Source organism: Pantoea eucalypti (genome assembly GCF_009646115.1).
In the GTDB taxonomy this organism is placed as follows: domain Bacteria; phylum Pseudomonadota; class Gammaproteobacteria; order Enterobacterales; family Enterobacteriaceae; genus Pantoea; species Pantoea eucalypti.
In genome coordinates, this window is sequence record NZ_CP045720.1 from 842020 (window position 1) to 860824 (window position 18805).

Annotated in this window: 12 protein-coding genes and 3 tRNA genes; 11 read left to right on the forward strand and 4 right to left on the reverse strand. The window is 56.7% G+C overall.

Annotated elements, in window-relative coordinates:
- The first annotated feature begins 13 nt into the window (after window positions 1-13).
- From lgt to recD, 10 genes are all read left to right on the forward strand, one after another.
- A complete protein-coding gene (gene lgt / locus EE896_RS04010) occupies window positions 14-895 on the forward strand; it encodes a prolipoprotein diacylglyceryl transferase (protein ID WP_003853950.1) in 882 nt (293 codons plus the stop codon).
- Window positions 892-1686 carry a thymidylate synthase gene (gene thyA / locus EE896_RS04015; protein WP_140916637.1) on the forward strand — a complete coding sequence of 265 codons (795 nt, stop codon included), beginning with the start codon at window positions 892-894 and terminating at the stop codon, window positions 1684-1686. The genes lgt and thyA overlap by 4 nt, the downstream gene beginning before the upstream one ends.
- Window positions 1687-1877: 191 nt before the next feature.
- Window positions 1878-2348 (forward strand): prepilin-type N-terminal cleavage/methylation domain-containing protein, encoded by a 471-nt coding sequence (locus tag EE896_RS04020; RefSeq protein WP_003853948.1) that lies wholly within the window; start codon window positions 1878-1880, stop codon window positions 2346-2348.
- A complete protein-coding gene (locus tag EE896_RS04025; RefSeq protein ID WP_033763051.1) occupies window positions 2339-2872 on the forward strand; it encodes a prepilin peptidase-dependent protein in 534 nt (177 codons plus the stop codon). Before EE896_RS04020 ends, EE896_RS04025 begins: the two co-directional genes overlap by 10 nt.
- On the forward strand, window positions 2869-3273 hold the full coding sequence (locus EE896_RS04030; RefSeq protein WP_033743127.1) for a DUF2509 family protein: 405 nt from the start codon (window positions 2869-2871) through the stop codon (window positions 3271-3273). The genes EE896_RS04025 and EE896_RS04030 overlap by 4 nt, the downstream gene beginning before the upstream one ends.
- Window positions 3224-3559, forward strand: coding sequence for a prepilin-type N-terminal cleavage/methylation domain-containing protein (locus EE896_RS04035; protein ID WP_003853945.1), 336 nt, complete (start codon window positions 3224-3226; stop codon window positions 3557-3559). Before EE896_RS04030 ends, EE896_RS04035 begins: the two co-directional genes overlap by 50 nt.
- Before the next feature lie 101 nt (window positions 3560-3660).
- Window positions 3661-7038 carry an exodeoxyribonuclease V subunit gamma gene (recC, locus tag EE896_RS04040; RefSeq protein WP_140916638.1) on the forward strand — a complete coding sequence of 1126 codons (3378 nt, stop codon included), beginning with the start codon at window positions 3661-3663 and terminating at the stop codon, window positions 7036-7038.
- A gap of 106 nt (window positions 7039-7144) precedes the next feature.
- Window positions 7145-10036, forward strand: a complete 2892-nt coding sequence (ptrA, locus tag EE896_RS04045; protein WP_140916639.1) for a pitrilysin — start codon at window positions 7145-7147, stop codon at window positions 10034-10036.
- Window positions 10033-13572, forward strand: coding sequence for an exodeoxyribonuclease V subunit beta (recB, locus tag EE896_RS04050; protein WP_140916640.1), 3540 nt, complete (start codon window positions 10033-10035; stop codon window positions 13570-13572). The genes ptrA and recB overlap by 4 nt, the downstream gene beginning before the upstream one ends.
- Entirely contained in the window at window positions 13569-15410 is a 1842-nt protein-coding gene (gene recD, locus EE896_RS04055; RefSeq protein ID WP_140916641.1) for an exodeoxyribonuclease V subunit alpha, read from the forward strand. The genes recB and recD overlap by 4 nt, the downstream gene beginning before the upstream one ends.
- A gap of 49 nt (window positions 15411-15459) precedes the next feature.
- Here the strand turns inward: recD and argA are convergent, their stop codons facing one another.
- Window positions 15460-16788: an amino-acid N-acetyltransferase gene (gene argA, locus EE896_RS04060; protein WP_003853937.1), complete on the reverse strand. Its 1329-nt coding sequence runs from the start codon at window positions 16786-16788 to the stop codon at window positions 15460-15462.
- Between the two features lie 232 nt (window positions 16789-17020).
- On the opposite strand from argA, the gene amiC reads away from it, so the two are divergent.
- Window positions 17021-18265 (forward strand): N-acetylmuramoyl-L-alanine amidase AmiC, encoded by a 1245-nt coding sequence (gene amiC / locus EE896_RS04065; RefSeq protein WP_003853935.1) that lies wholly within the window; start codon window positions 17021-17023, stop codon window positions 18263-18265.
- 111 nt (window positions 18266-18376) lie between these two features.
- On the opposite strand, the gene EE896_RS04070 is transcribed toward amiC, so the two are convergent.
- From EE896_RS04070 to EE896_RS04080, 3 genes are all read right to left on the reverse strand, one after another.
- A tRNA-Met gene (locus tag EE896_RS04070) sits at window positions 18377-18453 on the reverse strand.
- Between the two features lie 54 nt (window positions 18454-18507).
- Window positions 18508-18584, reverse strand: a tRNA-Met gene (locus EE896_RS04075).
- A gap of 65 nt (window positions 18585-18649) precedes the next feature.
- A tRNA-Met gene (locus EE896_RS04080) sits at window positions 18650-18726 on the reverse strand.
- Window positions 18727-18805 lie beyond the last annotated feature (79 nt).

The following is an 18805-nucleotide window of genomic DNA, read 5'->3' on the forward strand; positions in this document are numbered from 1 at the left end:
TAGACGGTGAATGATGAATAACGGCTATATTGCATTTCCGCAGTTCGATCCAGTGATCTTCTCGCTCGGACCGGTTTCGCTTCACTGGTACGGTCTGATGTATCTGGTGGGCTTTGTTTTCGCCATGTGGCTGGCTGTACGTCGTGCCAATCAGCCTGGCAGCGGCTGGAAAAAAGAGGAAGTTGAGAATCTGCTTTATGCAGGTTTCCTGGGGGTCTTCCTGGGCGGACGTATCGGCTATGTGCTTTTCTACAACTTACCGCTGTTCCTGGAAAATCCACTCTATCTGTTTAAAGTCTGGGATGGCGGCATGTCGTTCCACGGTGGCCTGATCGGGGTGATTGTGGTGATGCTGGTCTTTGCCCGCCGTACCAAACGACATTTCTTCCAGGTTGCTGATTTCATTGCGCCGCTGATCCCGTTTGGTCTGGGTGCTGGTCGTCTCGGTAACTTCATTAACGGCGAGCTCTGGGGCCGTGTCGATCCGGGCTTCCGTTACGCTATGCTGTTCCCGGGCTCCCGCAGCGAAGATGTCGCGCTGGCCGCCACCAATCCACAATATCAGGCGCTGCTCAACACTTATGGCGTACTGCCGCGTCATCCTTCCCAGCTCTATGAACTGGCGCTGGAAGGCGTGGTGCTGTTCATCATCCTGAACCTGTTTATCCGTAAGCCACGCCCGATGGGTAGCGTCTCTGGCCTGTTCCTGATTGGTTACGGCGCTTTCCGTATTATCGTTGAGTTCTTCCGCCAGCCGGATGCCCAGCTTGGCCTGTTTGAAGGCGGAATCAGTATGGGACAGATCCTCTCTGTGCCAATGATTGTTGCCGGTATTATTATGATGATCTGGGCGTATCGTCGTCGCCCGCAGCCACAATTTCGCGAGGAAAAATGAAACAGTATCTGGATTTAATGCAACATGTGCTGCACGAAGGCACACCAAAAGCTGACCGTACCGGCACCGGTACGCTTTCAATTTTTGGCCACCAGATGCGTTTCAATCTGCAGGATGGTTTTCCGCTGGTCACCACCAAAAAATGCCATATCCGCTCCATTATTCATGAGCTGCTGTGGTTTCTGAGAGGTGACACCAACATCGCTTATCTCAGGGAAAACAAGGTCTCAATCTGGGATGAGTGGGCGGATGAGAACGGCGATCTCGGCCCGGTCTATGGTAAGCAGTGGCGTAGCTGGGGAACAGCCAGCGGTCAGGAAATTGACCAGTTAAGTCAGGTGATGGAGCAGCTAAAGCGCGATCCTGACTCTCGCCGGATTATCGTGTCAGCCTGGAACGTCGGTGAACTCAGTGAGATGGCGCTGGCTCCCTGCCACGCGTTCTTCCAGTTCTACGTGGCGGACGGCAAGCTCTCCTGCCAGCTTTATCAGCGCTCGTGCGATATCTTCCTGGGCCTGCCGTTTAACATTGCCAGCTATGCGCTGCTGGTGCATATGGTGGCGCAGCAGTGCGATCTGCAGGTGGGCGATTTCGTCTGGACCGGCGGTGATACGCACCTCTACAGCAACCATCTGGAACAGGCGCGTCTGCAGCTGACTCGTGAGCCACGTCCGCTGCCAAAACTTGTTATCAAACGCAAACCGGCATCACTGTTTGATTATCAGTTCGACGATTTCGAGATTGAAGGCTACGATCCCCATCCTGCGATCAAAGCCCCTGTCGCTGTCTGATTTGCGATAGATAGAAAATAACGCCCTGGCAACCTCGCCGGGGCTTTTTTTTGCCTGCAAACCGGCAAATCTGCGGCACCGCTCGTTCTTTTTTGCCACTGTCTGCTGATGGGGCATATTCTCTGCAATGCGCTTTCCAGTCTGCTACAACACGCCTTGTTTCACCTTCTCGTACCCCGCACTCTGCGGTGATGAAAACAGCATACTTACGTGGTTTTACTCTGCCGGAACTGCTGCTGGTGATGGTCATTGCTGGCATGCTGAGTCTTGCCGCGATGAATGGCTGGCAGCGCTGGCAACAGCGGCAGGCGCTACTTGACAGCGCTCAGCAACTGCAGGGATTCCTGCTACGGCTGCGCGCCCAGGCCAACCGGCAGAATAGCGACCTGGTGCTATGGTCACAGCCTGGCGAGCCCTGGTGTATCGGTGCCGGAAGCCGCCCTGTGACGGGTTGCGGTCACGGGAAACGGCTGCATTTCATCGCGCCGCACCCGGATGTTGTGCTCTATGGCATCCGGGGTGAACCGGGTTTCTATGGCCGCCGCAATGTCGCCAGAGCGGGCAGCATTGAACTGGGAAATCGCGCCGGACGCATACGTCTGATTATCTCAGCCAGAGCCCGTATTCGCCTCTGCATGATCGATGAGGAAACATGCCGTTGAAAATCGCAGGATTCAGCCTGCTGGAGATGCTGATCGCCATGGCAATCAGCGCCGTCATCATGCTCAGTGTTGGCCGTTTTCTGCCATTGCTGCTGGCAGAGAACGCGGGTGTGCTGCAACGGGCACAGCTGCGTCAGGAGTTACAGCAGATGATGGCAACGCTGGAAAAGTCGGTGCGGCGTGCGGGTTATTGTCACGGTGAGTGTGGCAAGGAGGCACTGAAAATCAGTGAAAATTGCCTGCTGCTGCGCTGGGATGAAAACAGCAACGGTCAATGGGAAGGGGTAAGCCATGCAGAGAGTGACTATTACGGTTATCGCCTGCGACAACAGCAGCTTGAGATGCAGCGTGGTGTTGAGCAGTGTCAGTCAGCAGGCTGGGAGCGGCTCTCCGATCCCGCGTTTATGACGCTGGAGCAGTTCAGCGTGAGCCAGCAGGGCAGGCAGGTCAGGATAGTGTTGCAGGGTCGGGCTGGTCGCTGGCTTGAAACCGTGGAGAGCTGGATTGAGGGAGAGAACCTGTGAAGCAGCGAGGCAGCAGCGCCATGGGCATGGTGTTAATGATTATGGTCATCGGGAGTTTTACGCTGCACGCCAGCCGAAAGATGTCAGAGCAGGGAATGCGACTGCTGGCCGATGAGCAGCAGTTTGTGCAGGATTTCTGGCGGGCGCAGTCGGCGCTGCAATGGGGTTTATCCCTGAACTGGCCAGCCAGTGAGGCGGCCCGCTGTCAGCAGGATGATCGCCAGGGCTGGCGCAGCTGTTTACAACGAGGAGAAAAGGATGAAGGTCTGCTTAAAGGTGAGGCAAGCGGCAGTGGCATGGCGGTCTGGCATTGGGTCCGGCTACAGGGCAATCAGATTACCGCGTTGCCGCATGGCTGGATCGACTATTGCCCGCTCACGCCTCTGGCAGCCTGTTTGTAAGCGCGATGGATTCAGCCTGCCGGAAGTGTTGTTTGCTCTGCTGTTAATGGCATTAAGCAGCAACACCCTGTTGCACTATCATCGCGCACTGGCAGTGGGATTCAGCCAGCAATGGTATCAGCGTGAGGCATGGCGGGTTGCTGAGCAACGTCTGGCAGGGCATGAAGTGGCAGGCTGGAAATCCACGCTGCAAGAGCAGAGCAGTCCCTCAGGCTGCACTCTGGAGCGGGCTGACGTAACGGGGCCTTATCAGCGTAGTGCCAGCCTGACACGCCTGCGTTGTTAAACGTCGCGGGTCGCCCTTTTGATGGGTTTCAACGGCGATACGCGGTAAAGTGAGAGTGCCGCAATACCGCAGTCATGTTCTGAGTTATCACAGGAGTTTTCATGTTTCACGTTTATCACTCAAATCAGCTTGATGTTCTGAAAATTCTGGCGGCTGCGGTGATTAAACATGATCCTCTTGATGATCCTTTCGCCTCAGAAATGGTGCTGGTGCAGAGCCCGGGGATGGCGCAGTGGCTGCAAATGGAGCTGGCGCAAACCTTTGGTATTGCGGCCAATATCGAATTCCCGCTGCCTGCCAGTTTTATCTGGGAGATGTTCGTCCGCGTTCTGCCTGATATTCCGGTTGAAAGTGCCTTCAGTAAGGCCAGCATGGGCTGGAAGCTGATGCACCGGCTGCCGGTGATGCTGGAGCAGGAAGAGTTCACCTCTTTACGCCACTATCTCCATGACGACGGGGATAAGCGAAAGCTGTTTCAGCTCAGCGCCCGCGTAGCCGATCTGTTCGACCAGTATCTGGTCTATCGCGCCGACTGGCTCAATAGCTGGGAGCGTGGCGAAACCATTGAGGGGCTGGGCGAGGCGCAGCGCTGGCAGGCCGCACTGTGGCGCGATCTGGTGAGTTATACCCAGGCGCTGGGGCAGCCTGAATGGCACCGTGCCAACCTCTATTCACGATTCATCCAGACGCTCGGGCAGGCGAAAAGCACGCCGGAAAATCTGCCCAAACGCATCTTCATCTGTGGCATCTCTGCGCTGCCGCCGGTTTACCTGCAGGCGTTGCAGGCGCTGGGACGGCACATCGACATCCATCTGCTGTTCACCAATCCCTGCCGCGATTACTGGGGTGACATTCAGGACTATGCGTTTCTGGCAAAACTGCAAAGCCGTCAGCGCCGACGTCATGGTGCTGATGAATCTCGCGGACTCTTCCGGGATGCAGAGCAGGCACCCGCGCTGTTTAACGACGCGGGCGAACAGCAGCTGACCAATCCGTTGCTCGCCTCATGGGGCAAGCTGGGGCGCGATAACCTGTTTCTGCTCAGTCAGATGGACTCTAACGACGATATCGATGCGTTTGTGGATGTCGAGCCAGACAACCTGCTGCACTGCATGCAGCACGATCTTCTCAATCTGCAGGATAACGCCGTTATCGGCTTGAATGCGGCGGAACTGGCGCACAGCGATCAGAAGCGCTGCCTGGATCCGGCGGATCGCTCAATTGCGGTGCAGGTCTGTCACAGTGCGCAGCGTGAAGTTGAAGTATTGCAGGATCATCTGCTGGCGATGATGGAGGCCGATCCGACGCTGAAAGCGCGTGACATCATCGTCATGGTGGCGGATATCGACGCCTACGCCCCGTTTATTCAGGCTGTGTTCGCCAACGCACCTGCCGATCGCTATCTGCCGTTTGCCATTTCAGATCGCCGTGCCAGTCAGGCGCATCCGGCCATTGTCGCGTTTCTTCATCTGTTAGCACTGCCGGACAGCCGTTTTGTCTCAGAGGATGTACTGGCGCTGCTGGATGTTCCGGCGCTGGCCTCCCACTTCGCCATTGATGAAAGCGGCCTGCGCTTACTGCGGCGCTGGGTCAGCGAATCGGGTGTGCGCTGGGGGCTGGATGATGCCAGTGTTGAAGCCCTTTCACTTCCTGTCACCGGGCAGCACACCTGGCGTTTTGGCCTGCAGCGTATGCTGCTGGGCTATGCGATGGAGAGCCACAATGGAGACTGGGAGGGGATTCTGCCTTATGACGAGTCGGGTGGTCTGGCAGGCGAACTGGCGGGCCATCTGGCAGAGCTGCTCTCACGGCTTAATCACTGGCGACAGCGGCTAGCTGAACCGCGGCCACTGGCGGCCTGGCTGACCCTGTGCCGGGAACTGCTGAACGCCTTTTTCAGCCCCGATGCAGAAACCGAGGCCGCCTTGCTGCTGGTGGAAGAGCAGTGGCAGCAATTGATTGAATATGGCATGGATGCACGGTTTGAAGAGGCGATTCCGGTGGCGCTGTTGCGCGATGATCTGCGTAGCCGGCTTGATCAGCAACGCATCAGCCAGCGATTCCTGGCAGGACAGATTAACTTCTGTACCCTGATGCCGATGCGCTCCATCCCTTTTCAGCTGGTCTGTTTGCTGGGCATGAATGACGGCGTCTATCCGCGCACCCTGGCGCCATTAGGCTTTGATCTGATGCAGCAACAGTCCCGCAAAGGCGATCGCAGTCGCCGCGATGATGACCGCTACCTCTTCCTGGAAGCGATGATTTCGGCACAGCGGCAGCTCTATATCAGCTATATCGGCCGGGCGATTCAGGATAATACGGAACGCTACCCTTCGGTGCTGGTCACAGAATTACTGGAGTACATCGGACAAAGTTTTTATCTGGACGGTGATGGGCACCTTGAGCTGGATGAGAGTGCTGAACGGGTGCGGATGCATTTGCAGCACCTGCACAGCCGGATGCCCTTTGCTGCGGAGAACTTTAAGCCGGCGGCCAGAATGCAGAGTTTCGCGCGTGAATGGCTGCCTGCCGCGCAGGGGACGGGGCAGCCCCAGCCCGATTTTGTTCAGCCACTTGAGGCGCCGGTAACGGATGCGCTGACACTGGAGGCGCTTCTGCGCTTCTGGCGGCATCCGGTGCGTGCCTGGTTTCATCAGCGGCTTGGCGTGAGCTTCTGGCTGGAGGAGGACGAACTGCCTGACAGCGAGCCGTTTGCGCTCGACAACCTGGAACGTTATCAGATCAACGCACAATTGCTGAATGCTCTGGTCGAAGGCGAGGATACGCAGCGGCTCTATACATACCATCGTGCGGCCGGCAATCTGCCTTATGGCGCCTTCGGTGAGCTGTTCTGGCAGGCGCAGCGTGATGAGATGCAGGAAGTGGCGGCAGAAGTCGTGACGCAACGCAGCGACGGCGAGAGCTGGGAAGTGAATCTGCAACTTGAGCAGGTCAGCTTAACCGGCTGGCTGACACAGGTGCAGGGTGATGGATTACTGCGCTGGCGACCTGGCGTGCTCAATATGAACGACGGACTGCTGCTCTGGCTGGAGCATCTGGTCTACTGCGCGCTGGGAGGCACCGGCAGCAGCCGGATGTTTGGCCGGCAGCAAAGCCGCTGGTGTTTCCTTGCCGTACCGCAACAAGAGGCGATCGCTGCCCTGAATGAGTATGTCGCTGGCTATCTTGCCGGTATGCGTCAGCCGCTGATGCTGCTCAACAGGAGCGGCGGCGCATGGCTCACCGCCAGCTATGACAAAAAAAGTCAGCAGTTGCTGACTGATGAGGCGACTCAGCTCAAGGCGCGCAATCGCCTGCTGACGGCCTGGTCTGGCAACTATCAGGTTGAGGGTGAAGGCAGCGATCCCTATCTGCAACGTCTTTGCCGGGTACTGGATGTGCCACAATTACAACAGATAACTGAGGCGGCACAGCGCTGGTATTTACCGGTGCTGGCTGCACATCAGGATGATGAATAGCCATCAGAAAGCGTTTTGCTAACTGATTCATTACACAGCAATTTTGCTCTGCTTTGAGCCGCCGCGTCCGATATTGGCGGCTTATCGGGAAATGAAAGGGGTTTAGATGCGGGTACACGCACGCTGGATAGCGGCGCTAATGTTAAGCCTGGTGGCTTGCACGGCACAGGCGCAGACATCTTCAGGCTGGCAGCCAGTTAACGACACCATTCACAAAAGTGAACAGGATCCTCGTCATTATCAGGCTATACGGCTGGACAACGGGATGACGGTGTTACTGGTTTCCGATCCTGTGGCGCCGAAATCGCTGGCGGCGCTGACGCTGCCGATAGGATCGCTGGACGATCCCGATCAGCAGGCGGGGCTGGCGCACTACCTTGAGCATATGGTGCTGATGGGCTCAAAACATTATCCGCAACCCGACAATCTGGCTGAATTCCTGAAAAAGCATGGCGGCAGCCACAACGCCAGCACGGCCTCTTACCGCACCGCTTTTTATCTGGAAGTGGAAAACGATTCGCTGGAGCCTGCGGTGGATCGCCTGGCGGATGCCGTGGCCGAGCCGCTGCTGGATCCGGTTAATGCCGACCGTGAGCGCCATGCTGTGAATGCGGAGCTGACCATGGCCCGCTCGCGTGATGGCCTGCGTATGGCACAGGTCGGTGCTGAAACCCTGAACCCGGCACATCCGGCATCACGTTTCTCGGGCGGCAATCTTGAAACCCTGAAAGATAAACCCGGCAGCAAACTGCACCAGGCGCTGCTCGATTTTTACCATACTCATTACTCCGCCAACCTGATGAAGGCGGTGATCTACAGCAATAAACCGCTGCCGGAAATGGCGTCAATTGCAGCTAAAACCTTTGGGCGGGTACAAAATCATAATGCCAGCGTGCCAGACATTACGGTGCCGGTGGTGACCGATGCCCAGCAGGGCGTCATTATTCATTACGTTCCTGCACAGCCGCGCAAGCAGCTTAAAATTGAGTTCCGCATTGCCAACAACAGTGATCGCTTCCGCAGTAAAACCGACACGCTGATTAGCTACTTAATCAGTAATCGCAGTAAAAACACGCTCACCGACTGGCTGCAAAAACAGGGACTGGCCGATGGAGTGAATGCAGGCGCGGACCCAATGACCGAGCGTAATAGCGGCGTGTTTGCTATTACCGTCTCACTCACGGATAAAGGCCTGGCACAGCGTGATGACGTGGTGGCGGCGATCTTCAGCTACATCCATCTGCTGCGTCAGCAGGGCGATGATAAGCGTTATTTCGACGAAGTTTCACACGTGCTGGCACTCGACTTCCGCTACCCCTCTATTACCCGCGATATGGATTATATTGAATGGCTGGTTGATACCATGCTGCGCGTACCGGTGGAAGATACGCTGGATGCACCTTATCTGGCGGATCAGTACGATGCCGCGGCGATCAAATCCCGGCTTGAAGAGATGACCCCGCAGCATGCGCGAATCTGGTACATCAGTCCGCAGGAGCCGCACAATAAAACCGCCTATTTTGTGGAAGCGCCTTATCAGGTTGAGAAGATCACGCCACAAACGTTTGCCGACTGGCAGCAGCGCGCCAGTCAGATTTCGCTGGCGATGCCGGTGCTGAACCCCTATATCCCGGATGACTTCACCCTGTTGCCATCAGACGGTAAAACGTATCAGCATCCGGTGAAGCTGGATAACGAAGATGGTATGCGCATTTACTGGATGCCCAGCCGCTATTATGCCAGCGAGCCCAAAGCGGCCATAACCCTCGCGTTACGTAACCGGCATGCTATCAGCGATGCCCGTCAGCAGGTGCTGTTTGGCCTCAATGACTACCTCTCAAGTCTGGCACTGGACACGTTAAACTCACAGGCCTCGGTGGGCGGCATCAGCTTCTCAACTGGTGAGGATGACGGGCTGGTGTTCAGCGCCAGTGGCTTTACTCAGCGCCTGCCCACGCTGCTGAAGAAACTGGTAGAAGGTTATGCCACCTTCCAGCCGACAGAACAGCAGCTGGCGCAGGCTAAATCCTGGTATCTGGAGCGGCTGGACGCGGCGGAGAAAGGCAAGGCGTTTGAACAGGCGATTCAGCCGATGCAGTTGCTCTCACAGTTGCCTTATACCCAGCGCGAAACCCGTCGCAAGCTGGTGAGCACGCTCACACTGAAGGATGTAACGACCTATCGCGACTCGCTGTTCCGCGACGCGACCCCGGAGATGCTGGTGGTGGGTAATCTCAGTGCGGAGAGTGTGAAGCAACTGGGACATGAGCTTAAACAGCAGGTGCAGAGTAATGCGACCCGCGACTGGCACAGCCAGTATGTGGCCATTAAAAAACCGATGAAAGCCAACCTGCAACAGCAGGGCAGCAGCACTGACTCCGCCCTTGCCGCGCTCTATGTTCCACTGGGATACAGCGAATATCAGAGCATGGCGCACAGTTCTATGCTGAGTCAGATTGTGCAGCCCTGGTTCTACAATCAGTTGCGCACCAAAGAGCAGCTCGGCTATGCCGTCTTTGCCTTCCAGATGCCAGTGGGCCGTCAGTGGGGCATCGGTTTCCTGCTGCAGAGTAATAGCAAGCAACCGGGCTGGCTATTGCAGCGCTATCAGGCCTTCTATCCGCAGGCAGAAAAGCGTCTTCGCAGCATGAGTCAGGCAGACTTTGTTCAGTATCAGCAGGCGATGATCAATGATTTGCAGCAGCGTCCTCAGACGCTCTTTGAGGAAGCGGACCGTTATAGCCGCGACTTTGATCGACAGAATGATCTGTTTAACACCCGGCAAAAAATGGCCGAGCAGGTGGCGCGCTTAACCCCGGCCAGCCTGGCTGACTTTTTCCGGCAGGCGGTGATCGAACACAAGGGCATGGTGATGACGTCGCAGATTGCCGGCACCGGCAACGGCAAGGTTGAATTTGCCCACCAGCCTGGCTGGAAAACCTGGAAAGAACTGGCGAAACTGCAGCAGTCGCTGCCGGTTAAGAGTGAGACCCAATGACGCAGTTACCGCCCGTATCGCTGAATCCCTTAACGCTGCCGCTCAGAGGCGAGCGGCTGATTGAGGCATCAGCAGGCACCGGAAAAACCTTTACCATTGGTCTGCTCTATCTGCGCCTGCTGCTGGGACTCGGCGGCGAAAACGCGTATAGCCGGCCACTCTCGGTAGAAGAAATTTTAGTGGTGACCTTCACCGAGGCCGCGACGGCGGAGTTACGCGGCCGCATCCGCGAGAATATTCATCAGCTGCGGCTGGCCTGTATTCGCGGCGAAAGCCGCAATCCGATGCACCAGTTGCTGCTGGCGCAGATGCCCGATCTGAGTCAGGCCGCTGCGCAGCTGCTGGCGGCTGAACGCCAGATGGATGAAGCCGCCATCTTCACCATTCACGGCTTCTGTCAGCGAATGCTGAATCTCAACGCGTTTGAATCGGGCATGCTATTCGAGCAGGAGTTGATAGAAGATGAACAGGCACTGCTCAAGCAGTCCACTGCCGATTTCTGGCGGCGTCAGTGCTATCCACTCAGTCTGGATGTGGCACGGATTATCGCCGCAGAGTGGAGCGGACCCGACAGCCTGCTGACGACACTGCGCCCCTGGCTACAGGGTGAGTCACCAGTGCTCAAACGGCCGCCCGCTGCCGATGAGGATCTGGCGTCACGTCACGCCCGCAATCTGGCGCGCATCAACGCCATGAAGCAGCAGTGGCAGGCGCTGAGCGCCGATGTTGAAGGGATGATCAGCGCATCTGGCGTTGATAAGCGTAGCTATAGCAGTAAACACCTGCCCAACTGGGTCGCCCGCGTCACGCAGTGGGCCAGCAGCGAAACGCGTGATTATCAGTTGCCTAAAGAGCTGGAGCGTTTTGGACAGCAGGTGCTTGATGAGAAAACGAAAAAGGGTGAAGCACCGCGCCATTCGCTGTTTGAGGCTGTTGATCAGTTTCTGGCAGAACCGCTGTCGCTGCGGGATGTGATCATTGCGCAGGCGCTGACCGATGTACGAGCCACAGTTCAGCGCGAGAAACGGTTACGTGCGCTGTTAGGTTTCGATGACCTGCTCAGTAAGCTGGATGAAGCGTTGCAGCAGCCGGGCGGCGTGTTGCTGGCTGAAACTATCCGGGCGCGTTTCCCGGTGGCACTGATTGATGAATTTCAGGATACCGATCCACAGCAGTATCGCATCTTCCGTACGCTCTACATTAATCAGCCAGAACAGGCGCTGTTTCTGATCGGTGACCCCAAGCAGGCCATCTATGCGTTTCGCGGTGCGGATATTTTTACCTACTTGCGGGCCAGAAACGAAGTCAGTGCTCACTACACACTTGATACTAACTGGCGTTCTTCACCTGAGATGGTCGAGAGCGTCAATCGCCTCTTTTCTCAGATCGATTCGCCTTTTCTGTTTTCGGCGATCCCCTTTCAGCCGGTAATTCCCGCTGCGCCCAACCAGTCATTGAAGCTGATTTTTGACGAGCAGCAGCAACCGGCGTTGCGGTTCTGGCTGCAGCCCGGTGAGGGCGTCGGTAACAGCGATTACCAGCAGTTTATGGCGCAACAGTGTGCGGCGGATATCAGCCGCTGGCTGGTGGCCGGACAGCAGGGACGTGCCTGCCTGGGCAAAGGCGACGCGCTACAGCCAGTGCGGGCTTCTGATATTACCGTGCTGGTGCGCAGTCGCAATGAGGCCGGTTTGATTCGCGACGCGCTGAATGCGTTGTCAATTCCCTCGGTCTATCTCTCCAGCCGGGACAGCGTTTACACCACGCCGGAAGCGCGCGAATTACTCTGGTTACTTCAGGCGATTCAGGCTCCTGAACAGGAACGGCTGCTGCGTAGCGCACTGGCCACCTCTATTTTTGCTATTGATGCCGCGACGCTGGATGCGCTGACACAGAATGAACGCGAGTGGGATGCGCTGGTGGAGCAGTTTGCCGTCTGGCAGCAGTTGTGGCACCAGCGCGGCGTGTTACCGATGCTGCGTGATGTCATGATCAAGCGGCAGCTGGCGGAAAATATGCTGGCCTCGGAGAACGGGGAACGTCGCCTGACGGACCTGATGCATCTGGGTGAACTGCTGCAGGAAGCTTCAGTACAGCTGGAGAGTCCTCACGCCCTGGTGCGTTTTCTGGCGCAGCAGATTGCCCGACCAAACAGCCAGGCCGCCAGCCAGCAGCTGCGTCTGGAAAGCGACCGCCATCTGGTGCAAATCGTCACCATCCACAAATCGAAAGGGCTGCAGTATCCCCTGGTATGGCTGCCGTTTGCTGCCGGATTCCGCGAGGCGGCCAGCGCGCTTTATCACGATCGTGACAACTTCATGGCGCTGCTTGATGTGCAGGGCGATGCACAGAGTCTGGCGTTAGCCGAAGAGGAGCGTCTGGCGGAAGATTTGCGTCTGCTCTATGTGGCGCTGACCCGCTCGATCTATCACTGCAGCGTCGGCATTGCACCGCTGATTAAAGGCACGCGAAAAAAAGAGGGCGAAAGCGATCTGCACAAAAGCGCGCTCGGGTATCTGGTGCAGCAGGGTGAGGCGGCGGATGCGCAGCAGCTCAGCCAGAAACTGAATGCGCTGACCGGTGAGGGGATTGCGCTGGTTGAAACCGATCTGATGCCGGGAGAAAGGTGGCAGGACGCTGAGCACGGCAATGAGGTATTGAGCAGTCGCGACGTGACCCGCGCACTGGCGGATGCCTGGCGGGTCACCAGCTATTCCGGCCTGCAACAGCATCACAGCTCGTCACTTCTTGATGCATTGCCAAACTTCGATATTGATGCGGCGGGCGAGGACGAGAGTGGTGAAGAGGCTGCATTGACACCGCACCATTTTCCGCGCGGTGCGGCGCCGGGCACCTTCCTGCACGGTTTGTTTGAGTCGATCGACTTTACCGAACCGCCGGATCGCGTCTGGCTGGAGGATCAGCTGCAGCATAATGGCTATCCGTCAGACTGGTTACCGGTCCTGGAACAGTGGATTGAGCGGGTATTGCATACGCCGCTTAACGCGGAAGGGCTGACGCTATCGGCAATTAAAAGCAGCGAACGACTGATCGAAATGGAGTTCTATCTGCCGATCAACAATCTGCTGACGGCGGCCGATCTTGACGATCTGCTGCGCCAGCACGACAGCCTCTCTCTGCAGGCCGCCCCGCTGGATTTTCGTCAGGTGCGCGGCATGCTCAAGGGGTTTATCGATCTGGTATTCCGCTGGCAGGGAAAATATTATCTGCTCGATTACAAATCGAACTGGCTGGGCGATAGCCATGCCGCTTACACACCCGAGGCGATGGCGCAGGCCATGATCGGCCACCGTTATGATCTGCAATACCAGCTCTATACGCTGGCGCTGCATCGCTATCTGCAACATCGCCTGCCGGACTACCACTATGAGCAACATTTTGGCGGCGTCTTTTATCTGTTTTTACGCGGGATGGACGGCAGCTCGCCGGACAACGGCATTTTTGCCACCCGACCTGGCGAAGCCTTTGTGGAAGCGATCGATGCACTGTTTGGTGAAACCGGGGAGATGCCATGAGTGACATGCTGAGTCTGCTGCAGCAGGCAGTAGAGAAGCGTCTCCTGCGTCCGCTTGATATTCAGTTTGCACAACTCGTGGTGCCGGAATCACAGCCTGCGCGGCTGCTCGCTGCCGCCTGCGTCAGCGCTGAGGCCGGTGAAGGGCACGTCTGTTTTCCGCTGAGCAATCTCTGTGAGGCGCACCTGTTTGCCGGACGTCAGCCTGCGCTGGCCCAGGCGATCTGGCAGGCTGCTGGCGCGCCGGATGACTGGTTATCACACTTCGCTGACTGGCCGGCGGTGAGTGATGGCAGCCGGGTGACACCACTGGTGCTCAGCAACCAGCGTCTATATCTGCATCGGCTTTGGCAAAGCGAAGGCCGCGTTGTCGATTTTTTTGCTGCCCATGAAGTGAAAACCGCGTTTGATATCCGTGCCGCAGGAGATGTCCTTAACAGCCTGTTTGACGACCAGCCAGAGAACTGGCAGAAAATTGCTGCAGCAGTGGCGCTGACCCGCAAAACAGCGGTCATTTCCGGCGGGCCAGGCACCGGCAAAACCACCACCGTAGCGAAACTGCTCGCCGCCCTGATTCGACTGAATCCGGGCGCGCTGCGCATCCAGCTGGCGGCACCGACGGGCAAAGCTGCCGCGCGGCTGACCGAGTCACTGGGCAGGGCACTGCAGGATCTGGCCGTCAGCGACGAAGAACGGCAGCGTTTTCCTGCGGAAGCCACTACGCTGCATCGCCTGCTGGGCGCTCAGCCGGATACCCAGCGGCTACGCTACCATGCCGGTAATCCGCTGCATCTGGATGTGCTGGTTGTCGATGAAGCGTCGATGGTCGATCTCTCAATGATGGCAAAACTGATCGCCGCGCTGCCTGCCCATGCCCGCGTAGTGTTTCTGGGCGATCGCGATCAGCTGGCCTCTGTTGAAGCCGGTGCGGTGCTGGGAGATATCTGCCGCTGCACGGAAAGCGGCTACAGCCTGGCGCGGGCAGAACAGCTCGCCCAGCTGACCGGCTGCACGTTGCAGGGCAGTGACGATGCGCAGGCACCAGCAGTGCGCGACAGCATCTGCCTGCTGCAAAAGAGTTATCGGTTTGACGCCGCATCCGGCATCGGCCAGCTGGCAAAAGCGATTAATCAGGGTGATGCCGACCAGGTCAGAGCGGTGTTTGCAGCGGCCCATAAAGATGTCAGTTACCAGCCGCTGAACAGCGCAGAAGCCTATCAGGGAATGCTGGACGAAGTCGCACAGGGCTACCAGCCCTTCCTGCAGCTCATCAGGCAGCACGCACCACCCGCTGAGATCATAACCGCTTTTGGTCGTTATCAGCTTTTGTGCGCGTTACGTGACGGACCCTTTGGCGTTCAGGGTCTGAACCAGCGTATTGAGCAGCGACTGATGCAACTGCAGCGCATCCGGCGTCCTGGCATGGGTAGCCGCTGGTATGAAGGTCGTCCGGTGATGATTACCCGAAACGACAGCGCACTCGGCCTGTTTAATGGCGATATCGGCATTACGCTGCGGGATGAAGAGGGCAACCTGAAAGTCTTTTTCCCGCTACCCGATGGGTCGATCAAGGCAATTCAGCCGAGCCGGTTGCCTTCGCATGAAACCGCCTGGGTGATGACGGTGCATAAATCGCAGGGGTCGGAGTTTGATCACACCGCGCTGGTGATGCCCACGCAGTTTCTGCCGGTTCTGACCCGTGAACTGGTCTATACCGCGATTACCCGTGCGCGTAAACAACTGACTATTTACAGTGAACCTGGCGTGTTTCAGCGTGCCGTGCAGCAGCAAACGCAGCGGCGCAGCGGTCTGGTAGAGCGACTGGCGGAAACGCGCTGAGAAGAGAGGGACAGATCACGATGTGGGTGATTGTCCCTTCTGCGGTGAATCAGGTGAGGTCGGCCATCAGCACTTTTGAACGGCGCTGATAGTTATACATCTCTTTTTTACTTTCGGGCAGTGACTCAATATCAACCGGCGTAAAGCCGCGCTCCTGGAACCAGTGGATACTGCGCGTGGTCAACACAAACAGCTTTTCCAGTCCCATCTGCTTTGCCTGCAACGCCACGCGCTGCAACAGCATCTCTCCGCGTGAGGAGCTGCGATAATCAGGATGAACCGCCACACAGGCCATCTCGCCAATCTTCTCATCCATAAACGGATAGAGTGCGGCACAGGCGATGGTCAGATTGTCGCGCTGAATAATCGTGAACTTATCGATCTCCATTTCCAGTTGCTCGCGAGAGCGACGCACCAGAATGCCCTGCTGCTCCAGCGGCCGGATCAGTTCGAGAATGCCGCCGATATCGTTGATATTGGCGCGGCGGATCTGCTCTGCCGACTCCATAACGATCTGCGTGCCGATACCGTCGCGTGAGAAGAGTTCCTGCAACAGTGCGCCATCTTCCTGATAGCTGATTAAATGGCTGCGGCGCACACCACTTCGGCAGGCTTTCACCGCGCCACGCAGAAAGCGAACCGTGCCGGAAAGATAATCGCCTTCCTTTTCAATCTCGTCGATACGGGCCTGCGCGTCATTCGGGAACAGCTCAGAGATAATTTCACCTTCGCTATTCAGGACGCCTTGCTCAGAGCAGAAGCCGATCATTTTTTCCGCTTTCAGCTTAATCGCCAGCTGCGTGGCCACTTCTTCCGAGGTGAGGTTGAAGCTCTCGCCCGTAACAGACACCGCCACCGGGCCCATCAGCACAATGGCATCGTTATCCAGCTGGCGATGAATCGCCTCTTCATCGATACGACGGATACGCCCGCTATGGCAGTAATCCACGCCATCATCCACGCCCAGCGGCTGTGAAATAATGAAGTTGCCGCTGACCACATTGATATGTGCGCCCTGCAGCGGGGTGTTGTTGAGACTCATAGAGAGGCGGGCAGTGATATCCAGCTGCAGCCGGCCGGCGGCCTGTTTGACCAGCTCCAGCGATTGCGCGTCGGTCACCCGGGTAAATTTATGATAAACCGGCTCCAGCTGCTGCTGCGCCAGGCTGGCATCAATCTGCGGTCGGGCACCATAAACCACCACCAGGCGGATGCCCAGGCTGTGCAGCAGGCCGATGTCATTAACGATGCCAGAGAAGTTCTCATGCTCAATCGCTTCGCCACCCAGCATGATGACAAAGGTTTTACCCCGGTGGGCATTGATATAGGGAACGGTATGGCGAAAACCCTGAACCAGTTCGGTACTACGTTCCTTCACGGCCAACCCTCAGTGAATGTTTATTCGTATTTTTTGTATTTTTATGCTTTTACGCCCGGTTTTGCAAGTCTTAATCCTGACGAAAATTTACGTTTTTATGGGTGTCAAAGCCGCTAACAGCCTGCATTATTTAGGGTTTCCGGGGTGACATCATGCTACGGATTGGATAAAGTTTTCGCCGCCATTTTATTAACTGGCGCTTTTTTAGACATAACACAGCAGCTGGAGCGGCATGTCAGACGTTAATTCCCATTTTTCACGCAGACGATTTTTACAGGGGACGGGCGCCTTACTGCTGTTAAGCGTCAGCCGCACAGGACTGGCGGCAAAAAACCACATTGTGGCGGTGCGTATCTGGCCCTCATCCACTTACTCGCGGATGACGCTGGAGTCAAACGTCGCGCTGAAATACAAGCAGTTTGCGCTGAGCAATCCCGAACGGCTCGTAATAGATATTCAGGGCCTGCATCTCAATTCGGCCCTGAAAGGGGTGGATAAGCAGGTACGGGTCGACGATCCTTTTATTAAAAATGCCCGGGTCGGCCAGTTCGACAGCAATACAGTGCGCGTCGTTCTGGAGTTAAAGCGCAACGTTGCGCCAAAGATTTTTAACCTTTCGCCGGTCGCCGGGATCAATCACCGGCTGGTGGTCGACCTCTATCCGAGTCAGAACCCGATAGAAGATGATCCTCTTCTGGCCCTGCTGAAAGACTATAACCAGGGCGATCTGGAGAAAGATGAAGGCGTGCAGGCACCCTTGCCAGGTAAAGCGGGGCGCGATCGTCCGATCATTATCATGATCGATCCCGGTCACGGCGGGGAAGATCCGGGTGCGCACGGCAAATATAAGACCCGCGAGAAGGATATTGTGCTGAAGATTGGACGGCGGCTCAAAGCGCTGATCGACAAAGAGTCCAATATGAAAGCCTATATGACGCGTAATGAAGATGTCTTTATTCCGCTGCGCGTCAGGGTTGCGAAAGCCCGAAAACAGCGCGCTGATCTTTTTGTCTCGATCCATGCGGATGCCTTTACCAGCCGTGCAGCTCGCGGCTCGTCAGTGTTTGCCTTATCAACCAGCGGTGCGACCTCGGCGGCAGCCCGTTTCCTGGCGCAGACCCAGAATGAATCCGATCTGATTGGTGGCGTCAGCAAAAGCGGCGACCGCTATCTTGATCACACCATGTTCGATATGGTGCAGCGCCAGACGATTCATGACAGCCTGAAGTTTGGCAAAGAGGTGCTGCATCGCATGGGGCGCATCAATCATCTGCACAAACGTACCGTGGATCAGGCTGGATTTGCGGTGCTGAAAGCCCCGGATATCCCGTCTATTCTGGTCGAGACCGCGTTTATCAGTAATGTGGAAGAGGAGCGTAAGTTGCGAACCACCCGCTATCAGCATCAGGTTGCGGAGGCGATTCTGGACGGCATTAAGGCTTATGTGAAGAGTGGGGCGGCGCTGGCCCATCGGTAACGGTTTGCGGGTAGTTACGGCTATCCGTGCACTTTTCAGGGCAGGAGAGAGACTAACGAGGTTTCAGGAACGTCAGAAACAAAAAAACACCCTTTCAGGTGTTTAAATGATTGGTTGCGGGGGCCGGATTTGAACCGACGACCTTCGGGTTATGAGCCCGACGAGCTACCAGGCTGCTCCACCCCGCGTCCGTATCATACTTTTTTCACATTGTGACTTCTGTAAAACAACTGCAGAAGTATTGGTTGCGGGGGCCGGATTTGAACCGACGACCTTCGGGTTATGAGCCCGACGAGCTACCAGGCTGCTCCACCCCGCGTCCGTATTGCTTCTATTACTTTTACTTCTCACACTGTGACTTCTGTAAAACTGCTGCAGAAGTATTGGTTGCGGGGGCCGGATTTGAACCGACGACCTTCGGGTTATGAGCCCGACGAGCTACCAGGCTGCTCCACCCCGCGTCCGTGGAAGCGCACTATACTCTCCGCGCTAATTCATGCAACCCCTTTTTGAAGATAAAAGCCAAATTAACAGCCAGTT